Annotated in this window: 23 protein-coding genes, 1 tRNA gene and 3 other annotated features; of the genes, 10 read left to right on the top strand and 14 right to left on the bottom strand. The window is 45.8% G+C overall.

Features of this window, described 5'->3' with window-relative positions; all coding sequences use genetic code 11:
- Window position 1 precedes the first annotated feature (1 nt).
- The 11 genes from pheS to ytxC all read right to left on the bottom strand — a co-directional run bounded on the left by pheS (window position 2) and on the right by ytxC (window position 9,729).
- Window positions 2-1,024, bottom strand: a complete 1,023-nt coding sequence (pheS, locus tag DESRU_RS12520) for a phenylalanine--tRNA ligase subunit alpha (protein WP_013842457.1) — start codon at window positions 1,022-1,024, stop codon at window positions 2-4.
- Window positions 1,025-1,069: 45 nt separating this feature from the next.
- Window positions 1,070-1,336, bottom strand: a binding site (T-box leader).
- A 15-nt stretch (window positions 1,337-1,351) separates the two neighbouring features.
- Window positions 1,352-1,444, bottom strand: a complete 93-nt coding sequence (locus tag DESRU_RS21795; protein ID WP_143758783.1) for a YqzL family protein — start codon at window positions 1,442-1,444, stop codon at window positions 1,352-1,354.
- Between the two features lie 88 nt (window positions 1,445-1,532).
- Entirely contained in the window at window positions 1,533-2,330 is a 798-nt protein-coding gene (locus tag DESRU_RS12525; RefSeq protein WP_013842458.1) for a TrmH family RNA methyltransferase, read from the bottom strand.
- On the bottom strand, window positions 2,327-2,980 hold the full coding sequence (locus DESRU_RS12530; RefSeq protein ID WP_013842459.1) for a potassium channel family protein: 654 nt from the start codon (window positions 2,978-2,980) through the stop codon (window positions 2,327-2,329). Before DESRU_RS12530 ends, DESRU_RS12525 begins: the two co-directional genes overlap by 4 nt.
- Window positions 2,981-2,995: 15 nt before the next feature.
- On the bottom strand, window positions 2,996-4,330 hold the full coding sequence (locus tag DESRU_RS12535) for a TrkH family potassium uptake protein (protein WP_013842460.1): 1,335 nt from the start codon (window positions 4,328-4,330) through the stop codon (window positions 2,996-2,998).
- Window positions 4,331-4,469: 139 nt separating this feature from the next.
- Window positions 4,470-4,826 carry a 50S ribosomal protein L20 gene (rplT, locus tag DESRU_RS12540; protein WP_013842461.1) on the bottom strand — a complete coding sequence of 119 codons (357 nt, stop codon included), beginning with the start codon at window positions 4,824-4,826 and terminating at the stop codon, window positions 4,470-4,472.
- Between the two features lie 41 nt (window positions 4,827-4,867).
- Window positions 4,868-5,062 carry a 50S ribosomal protein L35 gene (rpmI, locus tag DESRU_RS12545; protein ID WP_013842462.1) on the bottom strand — a complete coding sequence of 65 codons (195 nt, stop codon included), beginning with the start codon at window positions 5,060-5,062 and terminating at the stop codon, window positions 4,868-4,870.
- A gap of 15 nt (window positions 5,063-5,077) precedes the next feature.
- Window positions 5,078-5,599 carry a translation initiation factor IF-3 gene (gene infC, locus DESRU_RS12550; protein WP_081462013.1) on the bottom strand — a complete coding sequence of 174 codons (522 nt, stop codon included), beginning with the start codon at window positions 5,597-5,599 and terminating at the stop codon, window positions 5,078-5,080.
- 25 nt (window positions 5,600-5,624) lie between these two features.
- Window positions 5,625-5,753: a sequence feature (ribosomal protein L20 leader region), on the bottom strand.
- Between the two features lie 94 nt (window positions 5,754-5,847).
- Window positions 5,848-7,758, bottom strand: a complete 1,911-nt coding sequence (gene thrS, locus DESRU_RS12555; RefSeq protein ID WP_013842464.1) for a threonine--tRNA ligase — start codon at window positions 7,756-7,758, stop codon at window positions 5,848-5,850.
- A 50-nt stretch (window positions 7,759-7,808) separates the two neighbouring features.
- Window positions 7,809-8,029: a binding site (T-box leader), on the bottom strand.
- A gap of 38 nt (window positions 8,030-8,067) precedes the next feature.
- Window positions 8,068-8,709, bottom strand: coding sequence for a DUF445 domain-containing protein (locus DESRU_RS12560; RefSeq protein ID WP_238446293.1), 642 nt, complete (start codon window positions 8,707-8,709; stop codon window positions 8,068-8,070).
- A gap of 126 nt (window positions 8,710-8,835) precedes the next feature.
- Window positions 8,836-9,729 carry a putative sporulation protein YtxC gene (gene ytxC, locus DESRU_RS12565; protein WP_041275409.1) on the bottom strand — a complete coding sequence of 298 codons (894 nt, stop codon included), beginning with the start codon at window positions 9,727-9,729 and terminating at the stop codon, window positions 8,836-8,838.
- A 449-nt stretch (window positions 9,730-10,178) separates the two neighbouring features.
- Here ytxC and DESRU_RS12575 point away from each other — a divergent pair, with 449 nt between their 5' ends.
- The 8 genes from DESRU_RS12575 (at window position 10,179) to lpdA (ending at window position 18,872) form a co-directional block, all read left to right on the top strand.
- Window positions 10,179-10,385: a hypothetical protein gene (locus DESRU_RS12575; protein WP_238446294.1), complete on the top strand. Its 207-nt coding sequence runs from the start codon at window positions 10,179-10,181 to the stop codon at window positions 10,383-10,385.
- 621 nt (window positions 10,386-11,006) lie between these two features.
- Window positions 11,007-11,837, top strand: a complete 831-nt coding sequence (locus tag DESRU_RS12580) for an SDH family Clp fold serine proteinase (RefSeq protein ID WP_013842468.1) — start codon at window positions 11,007-11,009, stop codon at window positions 11,835-11,837.
- A 144-nt stretch (window positions 11,838-11,981) separates the two neighbouring features.
- Window positions 11,982-12,569, top strand: coding sequence for a DUF5317 domain-containing protein (locus DESRU_RS12585; RefSeq protein ID WP_013842469.1), 588 nt, complete (start codon window positions 11,982-11,984; stop codon window positions 12,567-12,569).
- Window positions 12,570-12,712: 143 nt separating this feature from the next.
- Complete coding sequence (gene gcvH, locus DESRU_RS12590; RefSeq protein ID WP_013842470.1) at window positions 12,713-13,084, top strand: glycine cleavage system protein GcvH; 372 nt, start codon at window positions 12,713-12,715, stop codon at window positions 13,082-13,084.
- 125 nt (window positions 13,085-13,209) lie between these two features.
- Window positions 13,210-14,958 (top strand): sigma-54-dependent Fis family transcriptional regulator, encoded by a 1,749-nt coding sequence (locus DESRU_RS12595; protein ID WP_013842471.1) that lies wholly within the window; start codon window positions 13,210-13,212, stop codon window positions 14,956-14,958.
- 369 nt (window positions 14,959-15,327) lie between these two features.
- On the top strand, window positions 15,328-16,959 hold the full coding sequence (locus tag DESRU_RS12600) for a sodium:solute symporter family protein (protein ID WP_013842472.1): 1,632 nt from the start codon (window positions 15,328-15,330) through the stop codon (window positions 16,957-16,959).
- A gap of 34 nt (window positions 16,960-16,993) precedes the next feature.
- Complete coding sequence (locus DESRU_RS12605) at window positions 16,994-17,446, top strand: OsmC family protein (RefSeq protein ID WP_013842473.1); 453 nt, start codon at window positions 16,994-16,996, stop codon at window positions 17,444-17,446.
- 28 nt (window positions 17,447-17,474) lie between these two features.
- Window positions 17,475-18,872 carry a dihydrolipoyl dehydrogenase gene (gene lpdA / locus DESRU_RS12610; protein ID WP_013842474.1) on the top strand — a complete coding sequence of 466 codons (1,398 nt, stop codon included), beginning with the start codon at window positions 17,475-17,477 and terminating at the stop codon, window positions 18,870-18,872.
- Between the two features lie 453 nt (window positions 18,873-19,325).
- Here the strand turns inward: lpdA and DESRU_RS12615 are convergent, their stop codons facing one another.
- Window positions 19,326-19,505 (bottom strand): hypothetical protein, encoded by a 180-nt coding sequence (locus DESRU_RS12615; protein ID WP_013842476.1) that lies wholly within the window; start codon window positions 19,503-19,505, stop codon window positions 19,326-19,328.
- A 713-nt stretch (window positions 19,506-20,218) separates the two neighbouring features.
- On the opposite strand from DESRU_RS12615, the gene DESRU_RS12630 reads away from it, so the two are divergent.
- Both DESRU_RS12630 and DESRU_RS19910 read left to right on the top strand, forming a co-directional pair.
- Window positions 20,219-21,205, top strand: a complete 987-nt coding sequence (locus DESRU_RS12630) for an AAA family ATPase (RefSeq protein ID WP_013842477.1) — start codon at window positions 20,219-20,221, stop codon at window positions 21,203-21,205.
- 21 nt (window positions 21,206-21,226) lie between these two features.
- Complete coding sequence (locus tag DESRU_RS19910; protein ID WP_013842478.1) at window positions 21,227-22,285, top strand: thermonuclease family protein; 1,059 nt, start codon at window positions 21,227-21,229, stop codon at window positions 22,283-22,285.
- A 239-nt stretch (window positions 22,286-22,524) separates the two neighbouring features.
- On the opposite strand, the gene DESRU_RS12640 is transcribed toward DESRU_RS19910, so the two are convergent.
- Both DESRU_RS12640 and DESRU_RS12645 read right to left on the bottom strand, forming a co-directional pair.
- Window positions 22,525-22,599: transfer RNA gene (locus tag DESRU_RS12640), tRNA-Val, on the bottom strand.
- Between the two features lie 130 nt (window positions 22,600-22,729).
- Window positions 22,730-22,942 carry a hypothetical protein gene (locus tag DESRU_RS12645; RefSeq protein WP_013842479.1) on the bottom strand — a complete coding sequence of 71 codons (213 nt, stop codon included), beginning with the start codon at window positions 22,940-22,942 and terminating at the stop codon, window positions 22,730-22,732.
- Window positions 22,943-23,204: the final 262 nt, after the last annotated feature.

The raw sequence follows: 23,204 nt of genomic DNA on the forward strand, positions 1-23,204 counted from the left end.
CTTAGAACTGTGCCAGAAAACGCAAGTCATTATCAAATAACATGCGGAGATCATCAATGCCGTATTTCAACATGGCAATCCGTTCAACCCCCATGCCGAAGGCAAAGCCCGTCACTTCCTCCGGGTTATAGCCGGACATTTCCAGTACCCGGGGATGGACCATGCCGGAGCCTAAAATCTCCAGCCAGCCGCTGCCCTTGCAAACCCGGCAGCCGCTGCCCTTGCAGTTAAAGCAGGAGATATCCACTTCCGCGCTGGGCTCGGTAAAGGGGAAATAACTGGGGCGGAAACGGGTCCGGGTATCCGGGCCGAACATCTTACGGGCAAAGGCAGCCAGCACCCCTTTCAAATCCCCCATGGTGATGTGTTGATCCACCACCAGGCCTTCCACCTGATGAAACATGGGAGAATGGGTGGCGTCATCGTCCCGGCGGTAAACCCGTCCCGGGCAGATGATTTTTACCGGCACCTGGGGCACGGTTTTTTCCATGGTTCTTACCTGAACCGGGGAGGTATGCGTTCTAAGCAGCACTTCGGGATTGATAAAAAAGGTATCCTGCATATCCCGGGCCGGGTGGTCCTTGGGTAAATTCAAAGCCTCAAAATTATAATAATCCAGTTCCACTTCCGGGCCTTCCGCAATCTGGAAGCCCAGTCCCAAAAAGATATTTTCAATTTCCTCTAATACCTGAGTCAGGGGGTGCAGTTTTCCCAAATGAAAGCGGATGCCCGGCAAGGTGACGTCCAGATTTTCAGAAGCCAGCTTCAAAGCTTTCTGGGCTTCCTTCATCTGATGATTGCGGCCTTCCAGGGCAGTTTCAATTTCTTCTCTCACTTCATTGGCAATCTGGCCAATGCGGGGCCGCTCTTCGGCAGACAGGGCGCCCATGCCCCGCAGAACCTGGGTTACCTCACCTTTTTTACCCAGGTACTTAACCCGCAGATCATTCAATTCATCGGGTGTATTGACCTCTTCCAGAGCTTTTAAGGCTTCCTGGGCCAGTTGTCTTAAACGTTCCTCCATCTTAATCCTCCTGCTTTGCAGTATAAAATAAAAAACCGTCCCTAAAACAGGGACGGAATTTTTTCCGCGGTACCACCCAAATTGTTCCAGACCATAACCGTATAGAACCACTCTAAAGAATAAACCTCGGTTTATCCATCTTCCAGATAACGGCAGAAGAGCCGGCAACACCTACTGATATGTTTGGCCATACGTTCAGATTGCAGTTCCGGGGCGAACTTCCGACAGTTTTCTTTAAGAGGGTTCTCAGTCACAACCCTCTCTCCCTGAAAAGAATAATCCCGCCGTACTCTTCCCCATCATCACGCTGGTATATAGAATTATAGCTTAATGAAGAGCCAGTTTTCTGTATAACATATAGGCATTTACTGAACCCGTTGCTTCGAACAGCCTCCAAAAAAATTCGGCGGTTAACAGCATGTAACCACGACCTTTCCTGCTTTTTTGGGGACCTTTCGACACTGATTATATCATAGAGCCCCGCTCAAAACAAGAAAGTTTCTGAATTTTATGCCCTCTGACGCACGGCCTCATAAAGCATAATGGAGGCTGCCATGGCGACATTTAAGGATTCGGCGCGCCCCGGCATGGGAATGGTGGCTTTGCTATGCTTAAACTGCAGAGCCTCGTTGCCGGGTCCGGCTCCTTCGTTACCCACCACCAGCGCCACCGCCTGCTGCAAATTGATATGATCTATGGGCGTGCTTCCGGAAGGGTCTCCCAGGATAAGGGTCACCCCCGCCAAGGCAAGGTACTGCAAAACGTTGGCAGCCTCCTCTCCGGGAACCACCGGCAGATGAAACAGGGAGCCCATAGTGGAGCGCAGGGTCTTGGGATTGTATAGATCCACCGTGCCCTTTAACAAGATCACTCCGGTGGCTCCGGCGGCGTCCGCTGAACGGATAATGGTGCCCAGATTGCCCGGATCCTGCACCCTGTCTACCACCACCACCAGGGGGATTTGGCCCGGCGGCAGGACATCGGCCAGGGCATATTCCGGCTGCCACAGCACCGCCAGAATCCCCTGAGGGGTCTCGGTATCGGAGATTTCCGCCATAATCCCGGGAGTAACCTGCAACACCTGCTGGCAGCGGTTCTCCGCCTCCCTCAGCAGTTGTGCACTCCGATCCAATTGAAGGGCCTCCGGCGTGTAGACAAAACTTTCCAGACGCCAGCCGCTGGCGAAAGCCTCTTCCACCAGGCGAACCCCTTCCACCAGAAACTTTTTTTCTTTCTGCCGGAACCCCCGTTGGGCTAACCGGCGGATATATTTTATTTTTGGATTTTGCGCAGCAGTAATCATCATATCTCTACGGTATCAAACATCTGCAGTTTTTCGCTTTTGCCAATAACCACCAGCACATCCCCCTCATGAATCACCTGGCTGGCGCCGGGGGAGATAATCATATCCTTCCCTTTGCGTATGGCCAGAATGCTGACCCCGTATTTCTGCCGGGCGCCGGATTGCTCCAGACTCTTATTTACAAATTGGGGCGGGGCCGCCATCTCCACCAGGCTGTATTCCGGGGACAGGGAGATTTGATCCATAATGTTTTTGGAAACCAGACCATGGGCCACCTTTACGCCCATATCCCTTTCCGGAAAGACCACTTTATCGGCTCCCACCCGTTCCAGAACCTTGCCGTGCAGTTCGTTCTGAGCTTTGGCCACCACCTTTTTAACGCCCATTTCTTTCAGGATGACCGTAACCAGGATACTGGCCTGCACCTCCTGACCGATAGCTACCACCACTACATCGAAATTGCGGATTCCCACCGCCTTTAAAGCATGCTCATCCAGGGCGTCGATCTGCACCGCATGGGTCACCTCATCAATGATGCCGTTGACCCGCTCTTCATCATTATCCAAAGCCAAAACCTCGTACCCCATTTTGGTCAGAGTCACCGCCACACTGGTGCCAAAGCGCCCAAGGCCGATAACGGCAAATTGTTTCATTGAATTTCAAGCCTCCTAACCGATAATAATCCGTTCTTCCGGGTAACGAAGGTGCTGTTTGCGAAGCTGGCGGGCAGCCAGGGCAAAGGTAATGGTCAGAGGGCCCAGGCGTCCCAAAAACATGGTGAATATAATAATAACTTGTCCAAAGGGAGATAATTCCGGAGTTAACCCTGCAGATAACCCTGCCGTACCATAGGCGGAAACCACTTCAAACATGACCACCAGGAAATCCGCCTTTTCAGAAATACTCAGCAGCAAGGTTGCAAAAACAATCCAGCTAATGGCAATCAACAAGATGCCCAATCCTTTATAGATCTGGTCTTTGGGAATTCTCCGGCCAAACAGCTCAGCATCTTCTTTTCCTCTGGCCAGGGAAAGAACCGTCAATCCCAGCATGCCAAAGGTGGTTGTCTTGATACCGCCTGCGGTGGAACCCGGAGACCCCCCAATAAACATCATGATGATCAGAAAAAATAAGGTTGCCGGACGGAGGGCGGCTATATCCAGGGTATTATACCCCGCCGTGCGGGGACTGACGGACTGAAACCAGCTAGCCAGCAATTTTCCGCCGGGACTTAAGGAAGCCAGGGTGTTGTTCAATTCCAAAAGAAAGATAATCCCTACTCCAACCAGCAGCAGCAAAGCTGTCATCACCAGAGTAAACTTAGTATGAAGGGATAGTCTCCTTCTTTTGCGAAAATTGAGCAGATCAAAGATTACAGTAAAACCGATGCTCCCCAGAATAATCGCCACACCGATGGCAATATTTACAATGGGGTCGTTGACATATCCCGTCAGACTGCGAAACTGGCCAAACAGGTCAAAGCCCGCGTTATTAAAGGCAGAAATTCCATGAAAAAGCCCAAACCATATGCCCTTCCCTAAGCCCAGTTCGGGTACCCAGCGCAGCATCAGCAAAAGGGCAATAACCGCCTGGATTGAAAAGGTCAATAGGATAATCTTTTTCACCAGCCGTACCAGGCCGCTGAGATCAATGACGTTAAGGGATTCTTGAATCAGCAGGCGTTCCCGGAAGGTGACCCGGCGTCCCATCAGCAGCCAGAACAATACCGCCATAACCACAAAGCCCAGACCGCCCACCTGGATCAGTGCAATAATCACCAGATGCCCGAAACTGCTCCAGTAGGTTCCGGTATCCACCACTACCAGCCCGGTTACACACACGGCGGAGGTGGCCGTGAAAAGGGCCGTGAGAAAATCTGTGGGCTGTCCGGAGGCCGAAGCAAGGGGCAGGCTCAGCAATAAAGCACCGGTCAGTATAACAAGGGCAAACCCTGCAACCAGCACCCGCGGCGGATGACGAAAAAACCCGGTTATTATTTGCAACGACTCTCGCCTTCTTCCACTTTTATCAACGGATAAATTATAGCAAATCCCAAAGATTTTGCTAGGGGTAAAATAGAAAAAGCATGGTCCTTTGAACCATGCTTTAGTTTAAAACCATAAACTTATTTTATACCCGCTGTTAGGCCAGGTTTTGCTTAGCCACCTGCACCAACTGGCTAAAGGCCTGAGCGTCATGAACGGCCAGATCCGCCAGCATTTTACGGTTGACCTCCACACCGGCTTTTTTCAGTCCGTTGATAAAACGGCTGTAGGACAATCCATTCATACGGGTGGCGGCATTGATACGAGCGATCCAAAGTTTGCGGAAATCGCGTTTTTTCTGGCGGCGATCCCTGTAAGCATAAAACAGGGCTTTCATAACCGCCTGATTGGCTACTCTGAACAGCTTGCTGCGGGAACCTCTGTAGCCCTTGGCCAGCTTTAAAATTTTTCTATGTCGATTACGGGAAACCACACTGCTTTTAGCCCGTGGCATGATGATTACCTCCTTCTATGTGAACAAATCGATACTAGGGATTAATAGGGCAACAATCTGCGCAGACGACCGGCATCCGCTTCGCTGATGATTAAGGATTTACGCAGAGTCCGTTTGCGCTTGGCTGTTTTCTTACCAAGGATATGGCTGTGGAAGGCATGCCAGCCACGGATTTTACCGGTGGCAGTCTTTTTAAATCTTTTAGCAGCCCCGCGGTGGGTTTTAATTTTAGGCATTAGGGCAACTCCTTTCTAGTCCTGTTTCTCATTTTTAGGTGCTAAGATCATAATCATATTTTTCCCCTCAAGCTTCGGCTGTCTTTCAACGGTACAAAGATCTTTTAAGTCCTCAGCAAGTCGAATGAGTAGTTTATGTCCTAATTGGGTATGAACGATTTCCCGGCCCCGGAACATAATAGTAACTTTTACTTTATCCCCGTCTTTTAAGAAACGTTCGGCATTTTTAGCCTTGACTTGATAGTCGTGGTCTTCAATGCGGGGACGGAGCTTCACTTCTTTTACCTGAATAATGCGCTGCTTTTTCTTGGCTTCCTTTTCACGCTTGCTTTGCTCGTATTTAAACTTGCCAAAATCCATAATACGGCAAACCGGCGGTTTCGCCATAGGTGCAACTTCAACCAGGTCCAGTTGCCGTTCCTCGGCCAGACGAAGGGCCTCTTTGGCAGGCATAATCCCAAGCTGGTTATTATCGGCATCTACCACCCGAACTTCCCGGGCCCGAATTTCTTCATTGATGCGCTGATCTTTGGAAATACCAAATCACCTCCAGAGTTTTTTTGTGCAATAATAAAAGCGGGCATACACCCGCTAAAAATCAGACACACTACAATAAGACAGCTTATTGTATACTATCGAACCCTACTAGCCTTGGGCGTAAGGTGAGAAGCGGATGCTTCTGCTTAAGTTATATAATTTTACAACGTTGTCATTGTACCATACTTTGCCTGCTCAGTCAACAATTTGTCTGTTTAAGCTTTGCTTGGTAGCGCAGGCTTTGTTTTTTAGAAAATCGTTTTATTTTCAATGTCCTTTTGAATGGTCTTGATGAATTCCTCCAGGGCCACCGCCCCGGTATCGCCTTTGCCTCTCTGGCGAACCGCCACCGCCTTGTTGTCCATTTCCCGGTCGCCAATCACCAGCATATAGGGTACTTTTTGGGTCTGGGCCTCTCTGATTTTGTAGTTGATCTTTTCATTGCGGGCGTCCAGTTCCGCCCGGATATCCAGGGCTTCCAGCCGCTTAAGCACTTCTCCGGCATACGGATGCTGCCTTTCGGTAATGGGCATTACTTTCACCTGCACCGGCGCCAGCCAAACCGGAAAAGCCCCCGCAAAATGTTCGGTCAAAACGCCAATGAACCTTTCGATGCTGCCGAAGACCACCCGGTGAATCATCACCGGCCGGTGCTTCTGCCCGTCCTCACCCACATAAGTAAGATCAAACCTTTCGGGCATTTGGAAATCCAGTTGAATGGTCCCGCACTGCCAGGTCCGTCCAAGGCTGTCGGTCAGATGGAAGTCAATTTTGGGGCCGTAAAAAGCGCCGTCTCCCTCATTGACTTTATAAGGCAGCTCTTGGCTCTCCAGGGCCTGCCGCAGGGAATTGGTGGCCAGTTCCCAATCCTCGTCGGAACCCATGGATTTTTCCGGGCGGGTGGATAATTCCACACTGTAGCCAAGGCCAAAGGTCTTATAAAAATCTTCAAACAGATCAATAACCCCTATGATCTCATCCTTGATTTGACTGGGCAGCATAAAGATATGAGCGTCGTCCTGGGTAAAGCAGCGTACCCGCATTAAACCGTGCAGCACACCGGAGAGCTCATGACGATGCACCAGGCCCAATTCACACCAGCGCAGGGGTAAATCCCGGTAGCTGTGCATTTTTGCCTTATAGACCAGAATGCTTCCCGGGCAGTTCATGGGCTTAACGGCGTAATCCCCATCATCGATTTTGGTGAAATACATGTTTTCCTTATAGTGATCCCAGTGCCCGGATTGTTCCCACAATTCCCGGTTCAGAATAATGGGGGTGCGAATTTCCTGGTAACCGCGGCGCTTGTGCTGCAGCCGCCAAAAATTCTCCAGCTCATTGCGCAAAACCATCCCCTTGGGATGAAAGAAGGGAAACCCGGGTCCTTCCTCCTGAATGCTGAAAAGCTCCAGCTCCTGCCCCAGCTTCCGGTGATCTCTGCGTTTGGCTTCCTCCAGGCGGAACAAATGCTCGTCCAGAAGGGATTTTTTGGGGAAAGAGGTGCCATAGATGCGCTGCAGCATTTTATTTTTCTCGCTGCCGCGCCAGTAAGCCCCGGCAAGATTCATCAGCTTTACGCTTTTCAAACGACCGGTGGAAGGTACATGAGGTCCTGCACAGAGATCCACAAAGTCTCCCTGATGATAGCAGGAAATGACGGCGTCCTCCGGCAGGTCATTGACCAGTTCCACTTTGTAAATTTCCCCGCTTTTATTAAAGCGTTCCAGCGCCTCCGCCCGGGAAATCTGTACCCGTTCAAAGGGGATGTCTTCCTTAATAATTTTATTCATTTCCCCCTCAATTTGCTCCAACTGGGCCGGAGTAAAGGGCGTGGCTACATCAAAATCATAGTAGAAGCCGTCCTGAATGGCCGGTCCAATGGCCAATTTGGCCTCCGGAAACAGTCGTTTTACCGCCTGGGCCATGACGTGGGCGGTGCTGTGCCGGTAGATATTCTGCCCTTCCGGGTCGTTAAAGGTCAGCAGTTCCAAGGCCGCGTCCTCTTCCAGGGGATAATTGAGGTCCACCAGCCTGCCATTCACCTTCCCGGCCAAAACTTCCCGGGCCAGTCCCTGGCTGATACTTTTTGCCATCTCTAAAACCGTCGTACCCGCCGGGTATTCTCTAACAGAGCCATCTTTTAAGGTAATCTTTACCATGGTTCTATCTCCTTTCGGCTTAAAAATACTAAAAACCCGTCCCTGATCAATACAGGGACGGGTTCATATCCGCGGTTCCACCCTGGTTGGAGAAAATCCAATTCTCCCACCTTCAAGGACGATAACGGTGTCATCCGGTTTGCTTACTTGATTTTCAGCAAACAGCTCCGGGGTGGTCTTTCAGCCTGCTGTACCGGGAAGAGCTTACAGCCTATGGCTCTCCCTCTCTGAACGATCGTACCGGCTTACTTTTCCCCTTCATAGCCAAATATAAATTATTTTTCATTATAGTGAACGGATTCAAAAAAGTCAAGTTGACAGGTAAACAATGGCCACCTGGACCAAGCCAATGATAAAACCCAGTACACCGCCCAGCAGCTCGATATGTTTTAATTCCCTGGAGGCAACCTTTAAAATCAACGCTTCAATCTGTTTGATATCGTAGGCATTCAGCCGTTCTTCCACCAATTGGGCCAGCTTTATTTTCTCCCCGAGAGCACCCCCGCCGGACTCTTCCATGATTTGGCGTACCACCTGAGGCATTTGCTTATCCAGCATGTCCCCCATCATTTCAAGAATAACCCCTCTTACGGTATTGGGCACCCAGGAGGGAATGCGCTCAATAATCATACAACGAATTGACTCATTGGCTGAATGGGTTATGCGGTCCAGTATTTCCGGAGACTTCATTTGCTGCAGGAGATCGTCAACCTTCACCAATTCCTGTTCAACAATTTCTCCGATGCTTTTCGCCAGTTCGGCTCTCCTTTTGGGCACAACGCCTTGAATGCCCCAGGGAAGACCGGGAATTCGCAAAGGCTCATAGGGTTTAAAAATTGCTTTAACGGCAATTAAATTGGTGATCCATCCAATGAAGGCACTGATGACCGGTATCGATAAGGCAGCCCACCAATCCAATTGCTTCACCTCCACTTTATCAATCAATGTCATTAACTATACCAGATTGTTTATTGAGGTGCAATAAAACAGAATGTAAGAAGGCTTCCGTATCTGAACCGGAAGCCTTTCAAAAAAAATTCCGTTGTTTATTTTCAATCTAGAGCCGGTTTAACACCGTTACTGCTGCTGGTTTTGGCATAATTTGCAGCCGCTGCATTCCAATACCCGGCCTGTAAAAACATGCTTTATGGTTTCCAGGGTGTTGTCCGGTTTATTGGGCGAGGTGCCATGGAAAACTATTTTATTAGGGGCGATGGTGATTAAAGCACTGATAAGCAGATCCTCGTAATTGATCTCGTTATCAATGACATCCAGGATATAGCCTTCCAGAAACTCACTGCTGATGGCATTATGTTTTTCGTCGTAAAGCTTATAGGCCCCCTGAGCATTCACCAGGACATTGACCAATTCTACTTTGGGATCCTGAATCTCGACAAAATATTTTAACAGTTGAATGAACTCCCGGTATTCTCTTTCCATTAAGAAGTCGTCAACGGCCTGGTCAACGGCTTCTTTCAGATCGTTAATGTATTCCTTTAATCTAAAGCGGATAAAGCCGTCGATGACGATACTATCGTTTTGTCTCAGGAATTCTACCAGTCGCCGGATAATAAAACTTTTTCGATCCAACCGGTCCATTTGGCCATGGAGCATTTTTTCACCATTAATATAGTTGCTGGAATATTGGGAAATAATCTTCTTCTCTTCATCGTTAAAATAATAGTAATTTTCCCGGACAATTTCAGCCACAATGGCTTTCTCCCAATGATTTAAGATGATATCGGATATAATATCCGCCACAAAATGCCGGAATAAAAGTTCGTCATTGGACTGTCGCCCTCCCCGCAAAGTTCCATTGAAGTCACAAGAGAGAAATGTGATATTGCCTGCAGGCTTTTCTTTTAGATTTACCCGAATATAATCACCCTCAGCAAGATGTAATTCTCTGCCAAGCCGAGCCTTCAATAAATCAATATGCTGGGTGGCACCTATTGAGAGACATTGATTCATCTCCCATATCACCCCTTCCCCTGCTATAGTATATGAGAGCCAAAATTTTTGTATACTGGGGCTAATATGACGAAAAATTCAACTTATCTCACTCTACTTGCAGTATAAGCAAAAAACCATGTTGCTATCCCATGTAAAAATTAAAGCATGACCCTGACAATGGGGTTAATGTAGATAATTTCTTAAAAAAATGAAAAGCATGGGGCTATATAAAAGAATTGTTTTTCTCCTCCTTTTGGCTTCCAGCCTTTTTAAAAACAGTATATTAACCGGGGCCCTTAAAGATATTCATTTTTGCAAACTTTCAGATAAGCAAACACCATTTTTATTGGGTAAAACCAACACCAATCAGCACTCCGTACAATACTATGGAAAAAAGGAGTGTGCTGTATTTTATGTATACTGAGCTTGAAGAATTAAAACAACAATGTCATGAGGAAATCCTCCGGTTGGAAAAACAGATTAAAATTGCACGAGGAAGAATTGCACGGGGAAGATTTCCCTTTCGTTTTGATGCCAAAGCCGTAATCCAAAAAGCAGAAGTTAAAATAGAAAAAATTCAAAGCTTACTGGTTAAATTAGAAAGTTTGTCCGAACAAATTACACCGGTAGTAAATGATTTAAAAGAGATTGTCGGTTTGAACAAGGTGGAATAAGAAAACCCTCCGGCACTCAACCGGAGGGTTTTAGGCAACTTTACAAACGTAAATCAAGGCAGCCACCAGTAAAAATCCCATACCAATCCAAAATTTAATGTCCAAACAGAACCCTCCCCAGACAAGCTATTACCTGCATTATAATGTCCTGCCGCCGCTTCGGTCAATAAGGGATCACCGTTTTTAACCTGTTCGCCTATAAGGAGCAATATTCTTGAATTTCCGGGTTAAAAGTATAAGGTTCTAAGTAAACTAGCAGTGCCAGCAACTGTTCTAAACTCCATTTATAATAACATTTTATTGGACATTCCTTGCTTATACAAATAGAATATTTAAAAAGCTTTTAAAGGAGGGCCTTTCTTTGGAAACCATTGGTTCCTTTCTGGTTGTTGCGGTTATAGTTATTGTTTTTTTGAAGATTTTCGGAAAAGGCGGCTGATGTTAGCTATTTTTGTACCGTTGGTACAAATTTATTAGAAAACATCGGGCGTACGCTTTGGACTTCCGGAAATACTACAAAAAAATAACCATTATCTTACTTTTGGCGTTGTTGACAGGGAACGACATTTATATAGAGAAAAATTTTCTCTATATAGTAATTCATGACGAGGAGGCAATGCCATGGATTTTTCCTTCAGCAGCATTATCTGGCTTTTCTTCATCTTTGCCATGCTGGGCCCCATGATTCAGCAGGCTAAACTAAACCAAAAAAGATACCAACTTACCCGGCAGTTTGAACGAAAACGGGGCTCCCGCCTGATCACTCTTATTCACCGCCAAGAGTCTCTCAGCATCCTGGGCATTCCTTTGAGCAAATTCATTAACATTGAAGACTCGGAACAGGTCCTGCGGGCCATCCGTCTTACCCCTCCGGATATGCCCATTGACATTATCCTGCATACCCCCGGCGGTTTAGTACTGGCTTCCGAGCAAATTGCCCGTGCTCTGGAAAACCATCCGGCAAAAGTGACGGCTTTTGTCCCCCATTATGCCATGTCCGGCGGCACCATGATCGCTCTTTCCGCCGACGAAATCGTGATGGATTCCAACGCTGTCTTAGGACCCGTTGATCCACAAATCGGTCAGTATCCGGCCGCCTCCATCCTGGAAACGGTTCGGTTAAAGGGAACTGCAAAGGTGGATGACAATACCCTGATTTTGGCGGATATGTCTTCCAAAGCCATTGCCCAGGTTAAAGACTTTATTACCTACCTGCTTACCGACAATCTGGGCGAAGAAAAGGCTTTGGAAATCAGCGAAATCTTCAGCAGCGGCCGCTGGACTCATGATTATCCCATTAACTTTGAATTCCTGTCCAAACTGGGCCTGCCGGTTTCCCGGGAACTTCCTGCAGAGGTTTTCGCCATTATGGATCAATACCCCCAACCGGCCCAGAGAAGGCCGTCGGTCCAGTACATTCCTCTACCTTACGGGGGTAAGGAAGAAAAATAAAGCATATAAATAAGAACTTTTCTAAGGGGAAGTTCTTATTTTTTACCTTATTCCTATACTTTCTAAAGATTATTCTATCTTCAGCAAGTAAAATTTTAGTATAATAAATCAACTAGAATACTCATTTTAAGTTGGAGGAAGCCGATGATCTTTGGATTGATCCTATTGTTGACTGTCATCATGGCCTTATTATCCGGAGGAAAAATTGAAAATTTTAAAAACATGGAAATTCGTTGGGTGTGGCTTGCAGTTGTTGTAATTTTGATTAAGATCATAACCTATACCGATCTTCGTCATCTAATGCACCTATCCGATACCCTGGCCTCCAGACTGTATTTTATTTCACTGTTCTTCCTGGCCCTCTTTCTGGTCTCCAATCTACGCCTCAGGGGAATGCTTCTGGCCTCTCTGGGTCTCCTCGGTAATTTTCTGGCTATGGCTTTTAACTCCTGGTATATGCCGATCAAGGGCGAATATATTTCTCTCCTTGCCACCAGCCAAGAGATTCAAACCGTTCACAAAAAATTGCCCTTTCTCAACGCTATCCCCACCGGACCGGACACAAAATTCTATTATCTCTGCGATATTTTTAAATTACCGGATTGGTTTTTTTTCAACCAGGTGTTTAGTATCGGTGATATATTGATTACCTTTGGAGTAGCGCTTTTTATTTGGACCTTCCTTAGAAAAACCGGAGATACACGAACCATTAGTTCGCTTTATTATCGCTAATCAGTCACCGGGACCCATTCCAATAAATGGCTCCTTATCTCAACTCTGTTCAACAAACCCCCTTTAAGAAAAAGCCCTGTTTTTGCCGGCATGATAATTGCAGTAAAAACTTGTGAGAAAATACATCATGGAGGGTTTGCCAAATGAAAAAGTTCAGTAAAGAACATCAATGGATAGAAGTGGCAGGCGATAAGGGCCGCATGGGCATTACGAAATATGCCGCGGAACAATTGGGAGACATTGTCTACCTGGAGCTCCCCTCAGTGGGTGAGCAAACCACTGCCGGCGAACCGATGGCATTGGTGGAGTCGGTGAAATCCACTTCCGATATCTATGCCCCGGTAAGTGGCGAAGTGTTGGAGGTAAATGAAGCCTTAGGGGATGCACCCGAGCTTTTAAACGGAAACCCCGAAGGGGATGCCTGGATTGCCAAACTAAAATTAGACCATCCTGGTGAACTGGATGATTTAATGACAGAAGAAGAATATCTCGCTTTTGTAAAGGAAGCGAACTAATCCTCTGGCCACACTTTAAAATAAAGACATGGTTATCATTCCTTTAATGGTTGTTTTACCTTATGGTAAACTGGTAATTATAATTAGGAATGCTAACAATGTCTTTTGTTTTTGGAGGAGCATTGATGAAAGTTAAGCAAGTTATGTTAGAAGATCCCCGGACGCTGCATCGCAGTAAGACACTGCGGGATGCCTGCGAGGTTTATAAACAAACCAAGGTAAACTGTTCTCCCATTGTGGATGATGATAACAACGTAGTGGGAATATTAACGGTTTTCCAGCTTTTGGACGCCCTGGAGGCCGGGGCAACTTTTGAAACCCGTGTTGATGAGATTATGGATAGCCATTTGCAGATTATTGATGAAGATACCTGTTTCAGTGAAATCTGTCATAAGCCCATTGACCGGCTTTTAATTTTTAATAAAAAACGAAAACTGACCGGGGTCTTAACCAGAATTGATTTAATCAATAAAGTACATAAGGCATTGGAGAATACCGAGGATAAATTGGCTGAGGCCTTTGAAGATAACAAGAAACTGCGAAGTATTATTGAGGCTTCCTATGATGGGATCATTGTGGTGGATAGCCAAGGAGTCGTTCAAATGGCCAACAGCAGCTATTTTAGACTGCAGAATTCTTCCTACGACCCGGCTGGCAAGCTCCTGCGGAAGATTCCTCTGGAATGCCGTCGGCAAGTGCTTCAGGTTTACCAGGGGGTTATGCGGCAAGGAAAAGTCGTTTTTGCCCAATATCAAGGGAAAAATCTCATTGAACTGGCCATTACCGGGTCGCCCATTCTGGACGAACAAAACCATCCCATTTATGTGGTGATCGGCCTGCGTGACTATACAGAGTTAAATCAGTTAAAATTACAATCCGCCCGGTATTCAGAGGAGCTAAAATCTTTGAGATCCAAGGATCAAAAAGATTTAATCTTCCAGGATGCGGCCATGGAAAGTGTTGTTCAAAAGGCCTTACGGGTAGCCGAGGTCAATTCAACAGTGCTGATTACAGGGGAGTCCGGAGTGGGAAAAGAAGTGATTGCCAGAACCATTCATCGTAACAGCCCCAGAGCAGAGGGCCCTTTCATTGAAATAAACTGCGGAGCCATTCCTGAACACCTTCTGGAATCGGAATTGTTTGGTTATGAAAAAGGGGCCTTTACCGGAGCCAACAAAGAAGGAAAACCGGGTATGATGGAACTGGCCAACGGGGGTACCCTTCTGCTGGACGAGATCGGGGATTTACCTTTAAATCTTCAGGTTAAGCTGCTGCGGGCTCTTCAGGAGCAGGAAATTTACCGCATTGGTGGAAGAACCCCGGTTAAATTAGATGTGCGAATTCTTGCCGCCACCAATAAGGATTTAGAGCAAATGATTACGGAAAAGAAATTCAGAGAAGATTTATTTTACCGCCTTAATGTTGTGCCCATACACATCCCGCCGCTGCGGGAACGTAAAAGTGATATTTTGCCTCTGGCGATGCATTTTTTAGAAAAATTCAATCATAAATATCATTATCACCGGCATTTTTCTTCCGAAATTTGTAAACTTTTTGAGCAATATTCTTGGCCCGGTAATATTAGAGAACTGGCCAATTTGGTAGAACGTTTGGTCATCATGTCCGACCAGGACGCCATTTGCCCGGACCAACTGCCCCCGACCTTTTTTAGCGAACAATGCACCAGCCCCCTGCAAATATCCATTGATAAAATTATTCCTTTAAAGGAGGCCAGAGAACAGCTTGAAAGCAAGCTAATCATAAAAGCCTTTAAAGAATACGGCAGCTTACGGCGTGCGGGAGATGCGCTGGGGATCGCTCATTCCACCTTATTACGTAAAGCAAGAAGCCTGGGTATATCCTACGAGGAATAACCGGTGGTGCAAAACTCAACCAAGGTGGTAGATGAATGCACCAACCTTGTGACAAATAGAATAAACAGCCTCTGTATATGTCTTTTGTACGACAAAGAAAAAAGCATGGTGCATTACAACACCATGCTTTTTAGCACGATCAGAAAATGCAAAATTCTGAGAAGCATTGGATAAAAACAGCGAGGGCTTGCGTCATCGGCTTGGCGCAAGCCCTCGCTGTTTTGCCTTGATAAGGCCACTGCTTTGGCACAAGCCTTGCAATAGTAATAACGAGAACAAGCGCGCTGAACCTGAGGCATAGGCGGTGGTGGGAAAAGGAATAGAGCTTACAAATTTTTGAAAACATAAAAATTGAAAGGGGAAAAATGTATGAGTGCTTACGGCGCTTGGATCATTGGATTAGCAGTGGCTTATACAGCAATCCTAATCATCCTGGGAAACATTGTAAGGAAAAAAGCAACCAGTGGTGAAAGCTATTGGGTTGGTGGCCGTAACTTTAAGCCTTGGATGGTATTTGTTTGTATAACCGGATTGTTTTCAGGCTCATCTTTTATTTCCATTTTGGAATTATCTTATCTTAAAGGGGTTTCTGCCGGTTGGTATGGTGTAGCCGAGATGCTGCACGTTCTGATTATTGCGGTATTGTTGATTGGTACTTTCCGTAAGCGTATGATGGTTACGGTAAGCGGTTTGATCGGGGATTCCTTCGGTCGTATGGCCATGGGGGTAGCCGGAACCATTACGGCCTTTACCTTCCCGATGTGGTCGGTTGCCACTGCCTTATCCTTCGCTTCGGCAGTCAGTGCTTTCACAAGCATTCCCATTACCACCTCGGTTGCTTTTGTAGCGATCCTGCTTTTGATCTACCTGCAGGCCGGCGGCATGTGGTCGGTGGTTATGACTCAGACGGCCAACACCATTATGTTCTTTGTCATGTTTATTATTGGTGTAATCGCCTTTTTCATTAACCCCGGCATGGAAGGATTAAGGCACCTGGCTGAAGTTAAACCGGCCATGTTTGATGCAACCGGCGTAGGGCTTCAGGTAATTATTTCCTGGTTTGCAACTTTTTTGATTAACGTACTGCTGGCTCAGGCAGCTTTTCAAATGGCCCTCTCCTGCCGGACTCCCGAGGAAGGTCGTAAAGGAATGCTGATGGCCTTTGGCGGCAACATCTTTTTTGTCATCTTTGGTGTTCTTTTCGGATTGGCGGCGGCAGCCGTGATCCCCGACGGTACCCGCGGCATGGTTGCGGTTCCTCAATATATGGCCATGGTTTTACCGGCACCCTTTGTTGGATTGTTTTTCCTAGGTATCTGGGCCTGCGCCCTGGGCTGGGGAGCTTCCTGCCAGTTCTCCGGTTCCACCAGTCTAGGCCGTGATGTGACCGGAGCCATTAATCCGGCCCTTACGGACAATCAAAAAGTGAAGTATACCAAATGGTCTTTGGTTATTCTTACCGTGCTCATGATTATTCTAGGCTTTCTGCGCAGCGAACAGGCTGCCTGGTGGAATGTATTTGCCTGGACCTTGCGTAACGGCGCAACTTTTGCCCCGGTGGTAGCCGCACTTTTCTGGCCTTTGGCTACCAAACGGGCCGCCACCGCCTCTTTGGCCATGGGTTTCGTCTCAGGCCTGGCCTGGTATGCCCTGGGCAATTGGGACCCTGTTCAATTTTATTTAAACGTCCATCCTGTATTCTTTGGTATGTCTTTAAACATGCTTACCATGCTGGCCGTTACCCTTATGGAACAGTCCGGCAAATTTAGGGTGGGCGGTGAACTTACGGCCACTCGTAAGAATGTAGCCATAGCAGCCGTTACCCTTGGGGCTCTGTCTCTCATCTCCATAGCGACCGCCTTTAACTGGTTATATACCAAAGGTCTGTTGGGTCTGGCCTGCTTCCTGGTGGTTGCGGCGATCTTTATCTTGACCATCTCTGTAACATCGCCAACGGAAAAGGCCAGTTCAGCAGCATCTTTGAAAACCCAAGAAGCTTAACTTTAAAAAAATTGCTCACAAGGAGAGAATTGATATGTCTAAAGTAAATATCACCTGGGAAGGAAACATGAAGTTTGTAGGTACCGATGATAGCGGAATTCAGATTCCAATGGATGCGGCAGAAATTTATGGCGGTCAAGGTCAAGGGGTAAGACCGATGGAATTAATGCTGATGTCTCTTGGCGGCTGCACCGGGATTGAAGTAACCCATATTCTTAATAAAATGCGGGTAACTTTTGACGATTTAAAGATAGAAGTTACCGGCAGCCGAGTACAGGATCACCCTAAAGTTTTTGGGGGTATTCAGGTAGTCTACCGCTTTACAGGAAAGGATGTTTCAGCCGATAAGGTTAATAAGGCCCTGCAACTGGCAGAGCAGGTCTATTGTTCCGCAGCAAATATGATGAATAAAGTGGCAAAAATTGATTATTCCTTTGAAATTAACGGTACAGTGTATGAATACCAGCCTAAGCAAACTGCCAATTAACAGATCCAAAGGAGGAATGATTGGCTAAATGACTAACGAAGCTTTTGATGTGGTTGTGATCGGCGGCGGCCCCGGCGGATATACCGCCGCCGCCAAAGCCGCCGCCCTGGGTGGCAAGGTTGCTTTGGTTGAAAAAAGATCCTTGGGAGGAACCTGCCTTCATCAGGGTTGTATTCCCACAAAAACATTGCTAAAGTCCACGGAAGTACTGGAAACCGTAAAAAAGGCCAAAGAGTATGGTGTGGAAACAGGAAGCCCGGAGGTCTCTTTAGCAAAACTTCTTAGCCGCAAGCAGGCCGTTATTAAGCGCCTGAATACCGGCGTTGAATTTCTTATGAAAAGCAGTAAAGTATCGGTTTTCCAGGGCGAAGGGAAAATAACCGCCGTCAATGAGGTGACCGTTTCTACCCCTGCGGAACAGAAGATTCTTAAAACCGCCAAAATTATCATTGCTACCGGGTCCCGCCCCGCTTTTATACCGGGTTTGATACCGGATGGAGAAAAGATTCTTGATAGCAACCACGCTTTGATGTTAACCGATATTCCCAACAGCCTCTTAATCATCGGCGGAGGCGCCATTGGAGTAGAATTTGCCAGCATTTATCATAAGCTGGGGTCCAAAGTTACGCTTGTGGAGGCCATGGAGCAAATTCTGCCCTTTGCGGACGAGGAAGTCAGCAGCGGGTTAAGGCAACTGATGGCACGGGAAAAAATATCCATCCTCACCGGTGCTAAAGTGTCGGGGATTACCCCTTTGGAGGACGGGCTGGTGGTTAAGGTTGATACGCCCAAAGGACCGCAGGAGTTTAAAGTTGATAAGGTCCTGGTGGCGGTGGGCCGCAGACCCAATATGGAAAACCTGGGTTTAGAAGAAATAGGCGTTGAACTGGAAAAAGGAAAAATTGTTGTGGATAGCGGTATGGCAACCAATGTGCCAAACATTTTTGCCATTGGTGATGCCGCAGGCGGTATCTTATTGGCCCATGTGGCCTCTGCGGAAGGAGTCGTCGCCGCCGTAAATGCCATGGGCGGCCATAAAAAGATGGACTATGCGGTGGTGCCCAGTTGTATTTACACTTCACCGGAGTTAGCCTCGGTGGGAATCACGGAAGCTCAGGCAAAAAGTCAGGGAATTCAAGTGGTAGTGGGCAGATCCCAATTTACCGGCAGCGGCAAAGCTTTGGCCATGGGCGAGAACAAGGGCTTGGTTAAGATCATTGCCGATGCGGAAAAGGGCAAAATTCTGGGTATCCATATCCTAGGCCCACAGGCCACCAGCCTTATTGCCGAGGCAGCTTTGGCCATAAGACTAGGAGCCACAGCGGAAGATTTGGCGGAAACCATCCACGCCCACCCCTCCCTGCCGGAAACTGTGATGGAAGCAGCAGATCAGGCAGTAGGGTTGTTGAAAGACAATATAGTGTAACCTGTCTCATAATGACATTAGTTGAGTTTAAAGTTGGTTGTAACATTTAAGGCTAAATAATCATATAATATTGGAAACCGTAGCTGATCTGTACAACTGTCCCCTAAAAGCAACCCTTAGCACTGGCTAAGGGTTTATTTTTTTCTTGTAACATTTCTGCCGCACTTCCATATTATGGAGTATCACATAGGAAAGGAGCCTGTGCAATGAGTTATGGATGTGGTGGCGGATATGATAGCTGTGTTTTCATCATCTTTTTAATTCTTATCCTGCTGCTTCTCGGAGGCAGCGGCTATGGCGGGTATGGTGTAGAGAAGTAAGAAACGAAGACCCCTGGATATCTCCAGGGGTTTCGGTTTGAGATGGAATGGGAAAACCCACCCGGTCGAAAGTGGCTCCACGTTATTCCTAATGGTTTCAAGTATACAAAAAGAGAAAGGGACGTTAGGTTATTTAAAACAAATCTTTAAATAGTCGTTCGGTAATTTTCGATTTTATTTCCTCTTCTATTTTACTCTTATCTATTATTCCATTAAACGTGCCGTTGTCATCTTTACTAACCGGGATTTTATCTGCAGAGTCAAATTGTTCTTCCTGTGTAATGTATTCTTTTATAGCCAGCATGGCTGTCAATTCGTTGTACTGATCCTGCGTTAGAAATTATCTCGGTCCTCTTAATCCCTCTTTCGTCTCCCGCACTGTAGAGAGTGTATGGTATAATATTCTTCATACAGTGGAAAAGGGCTCCTCAAGGTGATCTGACTCATCCCTGATAGAGAGGGGGTGAAATTACAGAATTAAGAAAAATAATGGGGCTGATGATCATGATTAGTATAGACAAACTATATTCTATGGCCCAAGCCCTTGGTATTAAGGTAGTCTTTAAAAATCTGAACAAATATCATTCCGGATTATTAGGAATGGCTGGTGCTGAAATAAAAACAATCTCCTTAGACAGATCATTACTAAAGAATTCTAGACAACTAAGTGTGTGCTTACTGAAGAGATCGGGCATATTATTCATTCACCCAGACCCGGTCATATCCGATACCATTCGGAAAACTTTTACCAAACTGAAAATTACAGCATGATAAAAAACACCGTTGCCCAGGACGAGAGAAGAGCTCTAGACTGGGCAACAGGTGTTTTATTAGGGAATGTCGATTTTGATCGAATTAAGGTAGTTGGTACAAGTTCGGTCGGTCAATTGGCCGAATATTTTGACGTTGAGCCATGGTTTATGGAACATAGGATTGGGTATCTTCGCAGAAAAGCATGGGATACGGGGCAGCAGGTTAGGTGAGGGAGTTTATCCGTAGGGTTTAATATGGGGGAGTGTGGGGAATATGAGCTTTATGAGTACCTTAAGAAAAATTGAAAAGGCTAACCGGCGGGCCATAAGGGCAGCCGAAAAAAGGCAAAGAGAGCTTGCCAAGCAACGCAAGGAAATGGCTAAGCTTGCTGATTTAGAGCAAGCAAGATTTGAAGTCGATGAGTATGAAAATAGGATTGACCTAATTAAGTCCGTGCATAAAGAATGCAGTAAAGTATGGGATTGGAAAAGCATAAAATCATCCAGTCCACCACATATGCCTGAAAAAACAGATAAGCATGAACAACTGGCTAAGTCTAAATTAGCTAGTTACAAACCTGGGTTACTTGATAAAATCTTTAATCGCTCGGAAGCTCAAGTTAAAAAACTGGAAAACAATATCGAAATTGCAAAAAAAGCTGACCAAAAAGAGCATGAGGAACAACTAAAACAGCATAAAGAAGAATATAAGGAATGGGAAGACACCGTAAATGTTGCCGAAAAAATACTAACTGGCAATTCAGAAGCATATTTGTACGTCCTTAAGAAGCTTGCCCCTTTTAGTGATATAAGTGAGCTAGGAAGTTCCCTTAGTTTTAAAATAAGAAACCAGCAATTGATGGAGATTGACCTTAGTGTTCATTCTGACACAGTAATTCCGCAAGAAGTTAAATCTTTAACACAGGTTGGTAAATTATCCACTAAGAAAATGCCAAAAAGCCTATACTATGAGCTTTATCAAGACTATGTTTGTGGTTGCGTACTCCGGGTAGCAAGAGAGATTTTTGCTATTCTTCCTTTAGAGAAGGTCATTATAAATGCCCTCGGTGAAACACTAAACAAAAGCACAGGCCATATAGAAGAGAAGATAATTCTTTCCGTATTGATCCCAAGGAATACAATAGATAGTCTAAATTTTGACTCCATTGACTGTTCAGACGCAATGTCTAACTTTATTTACAATATGAAGTTTAAGAAAACACAAGGATTTGAAGTTGTTGAAAAATTAGAAGTAAATTAATACGAAAGGCGGATCTTACAAGTGAGAATTCTAGGTATTTTAGTAGCTCTAGGAATTCTTATATCTTCGCTTTCATGGGCCATTGACAATATTTTAGGGGTAATCGGTTTAGCCTTGGCAGCCTGGGGAGTTTATGAATGGAATAAGAATAAAAAATTAGGCACCGTTAGCAAGGTGCCTGGTGTAATTGTTGCAGCAGGCCTCTGTCTAAGCCTAGGGTGGTTTGGTTTTGCTAACGATGGTAACAGTATAACATCAGTAGTTACATCAAAACAGCAAAAGGATAGCTCTAGCCAAGTACAACTGGCCAGTATTACTGGAACTAATCAACAAGACACAACGCCCGTAGGCCAGAAAGTAAAATCACCAATTTCATTGCTGGCAGGGGCAGTAACTAGGGTAGTAGATGGTGACACAATTCACGTTAACATAGACGGTAAAGAAGAAACAGTCCGGTTAATTGGTATCGACACTCCAGAAACCCACCATCCGAATAAACCGGTGCAACCGTATCGACCGGAAGCAGAACAATTTACCCGCTCTCAACTTGATGGTAAGCAGGTTTGGCTTGAAAAAGACGTTCAGGAACGGAATGCTGATGGACAACTTTTAGCTTATGTTTGGACAAGTCAACCAAACGAGATTAACGATAAAGAAATCCGGGAGAAGATGTTCAATGCCAAGCTGGCCCTGGAGGGCTATGCTCAAGAATTAACGGCTTCGCCGGATGTCAAATATTCCGATTCTTTTTCAGTATATATTCGTGAGGCAAAGGAAGGAAATAAGGGGCTTTGGGGGTTAGCATCGAACCCATCCCCCGAACAACCCGCAAACAACGATTCAGCCACTAAAAGGGTTACTCAACCGGCACCAACACCAGCTCCTACTCCGACCGTTAAAACCACTACGCCAGAATCGGTTGTTAATAAACAAGAGGTTACCGTATATATCACAGATACAGGCTCAAAATATCACTCTGCCGGATGTCAATATCTGAGGACCAGTCAGATACCAATAAGCCTTTCTAACGCTAAATCATCAGGCTATACACCTTGTAGCAGATGTGCACCGCCAATGTAGATTATTAATCTTTATTAAGGAGACATATTGATTGAAGGTTATCCAAGAACTACTCGGGCACACCAAGATGAGCACCACCGCTGATGTCTATACCCATGTAACTGTAACTGAAAGGCTAAAAAGGCACGCCGTAAAAAACTAGATGACGTTATGGAAACCATCGAAGTGGGTCCGGCATCAAATGGGCACCAAAAAACCCTCCGAAGGATTAAGTAAATCCTCGGAGGGCTTGATTTTACTGGTGGGCGAGAGAAGAATTGAACTTCCGACCTTCTGCGTGTCAAGCAGACGTTCTCCCACTGAACTACCCGCCCATGCGCATTATTCATTATGAAGGATGTGGTAAGAAAAGTCAAGGGGTGACAGGGCTTTGCAGGGATAATCCGTCAAAGAAAATCAGAGGCCTGTGTATTCTAAAGAGCCTCTTAATTAAAACTTTTTGCTTTAAACAGGGATTTTCTCTCCAGAAGATTCCCTTTCTTTTAAAACGCCTTCTACAGAGTTTACAAATCCATGAATACTTCCTCTTAAGTCCGCTAGAATTTCCGGTGTAAAACCATAATTCTCCAGCAATAAACGCATTATATCGACGGATAAACCTACCTTGGGAAGGCTAATGGTTCTTCCGTCTGCTAGCCGGTAAAATGAATCTGCCATGGATATCCTCCTTTGTTAAAAGATTGCTATCTAGTGCCAAATTCATAGCTCACTTAGATTATATTAAGAAAAATTAACAATTTGATAATATATTTTTAACACCAAATACATTTATTTACAATCCCTTTTTGAAATTTATTTAATTTTTTTAGTTTTGATCATTCCCTTATCAGGGACGCACTTTCATTTTTAAGTAGAATTTAATGTTAAATTAAAGGTTGCTTAACGCAAAGATTCTTAATTTATGGTATTTTCTTATAAA

The sequence above is a fragment of the Desulforamulus ruminis DSM 2154 genome, assembly GCF_000215085.1.
Lineage (GTDB): Bacteria > Bacillota > Desulfotomaculia > Desulfotomaculales > Desulfotomaculaceae > Desulfotomaculum > Desulfotomaculum ruminis.

Coding starts and splice junctions, on each gene's coding strand:
- DESRU_RS12525 (WP_013842458.1), bottom strand. CDS start 2,330: ATGATGATTACTGCTGCGCAAAATCCAAAAATAAAATATATCCGCCGG.
- DESRU_RS12530 (WP_013842459.1), bottom strand. CDS start 2,980: ATGAAACAATTTGCCGTTATCGGCCTTGGGCGCTTTGGCACCAGTGTG.
- DESRU_RS12595 (WP_013842471.1), top strand. CDS start 13,210: ATGAAAGTTAAGCAAGTTATGTTAGAAGATCCCCGGACGCTGCATCGC.
- DESRU_RS12560 (WP_238446293.1), bottom strand. CDS start 8,709: ATGACATTGATTGATAAAGTGGAGGTGAAGCAATTGGATTGGTGGGCT.
- DESRU_RS12630 (WP_013842477.1), top strand. CDS start 20,219: ATGAGCTTTATGAGTACCTTAAGAAAAATTGAAAAGGCTAACCGGCGG.
- DESRU_RS12580 (WP_013842468.1), top strand. CDS start 11,007: ATGGATTTTTCCTTCAGCAGCATTATCTGGCTTTTCTTCATCTTTGCC.
- pheS (WP_013842457.1), bottom strand. CDS start 1,024: ATGGAGGAACGTTTAAGACAACTGGCCCAGGAAGCCTTAAAAGCTCTG.
- ytxC (WP_041275409.1), bottom strand. CDS start 9,729: ATGAATCAATGTCTCTCAATAGGTGCCACCCAGCATATTGATTTATTG.
- DESRU_RS12585 (WP_013842469.1), top strand. CDS start 11,982: ATGATCTTTGGATTGATCCTATTGTTGACTGTCATCATGGCCTTATTA.
- DESRU_RS12645 (WP_013842479.1), bottom strand. CDS start 22,942: ATGGCAGATTCATTTTACCGGCTAGCAGACGGAAGAACCATTAGCCTT.
- lpdA (WP_013842474.1), top strand. CDS start 17,475: ATGACTAACGAAGCTTTTGATGTGGTTGTGATCGGCGGCGGCCCCGGC.
- DESRU_RS21795 (WP_143758783.1), bottom strand. CDS start 1,444: ATGCTGTTAACCGCCGAATTTTTTTGGAGGCTGTTCGAAGCAACGGGT.
- gcvH (WP_013842470.1), top strand. CDS start 12,713: ATGAAAAAGTTCAGTAAAGAACATCAATGGATAGAAGTGGCAGGCGAT.
- DESRU_RS12605 (WP_013842473.1), top strand. CDS start 16,994: ATGTCTAAAGTAAATATCACCTGGGAAGGAAACATGAAGTTTGTAGGT.
- thrS (WP_013842464.1), bottom strand. CDS start 7,758: ATGGTAAAGATTACCTTAAAAGATGGCTCTGTTAGAGAATACCCGGCG.
- rpmI (WP_013842462.1), bottom strand. CDS start 5,062: ATGCCTAAAATTAAAACCCACCGCGGGGCTGCTAAAAGATTTAAAAAG.
- rplT (WP_013842461.1), bottom strand. CDS start 4,826: ATGCCACGGGCTAAAAGCAGTGTGGTTTCCCGTAATCGACATAGAAAA.
- DESRU_RS12600 (WP_013842472.1), top strand. CDS start 15,328: ATGAGTGCTTACGGCGCTTGGATCATTGGATTAGCAGTGGCTTATACA.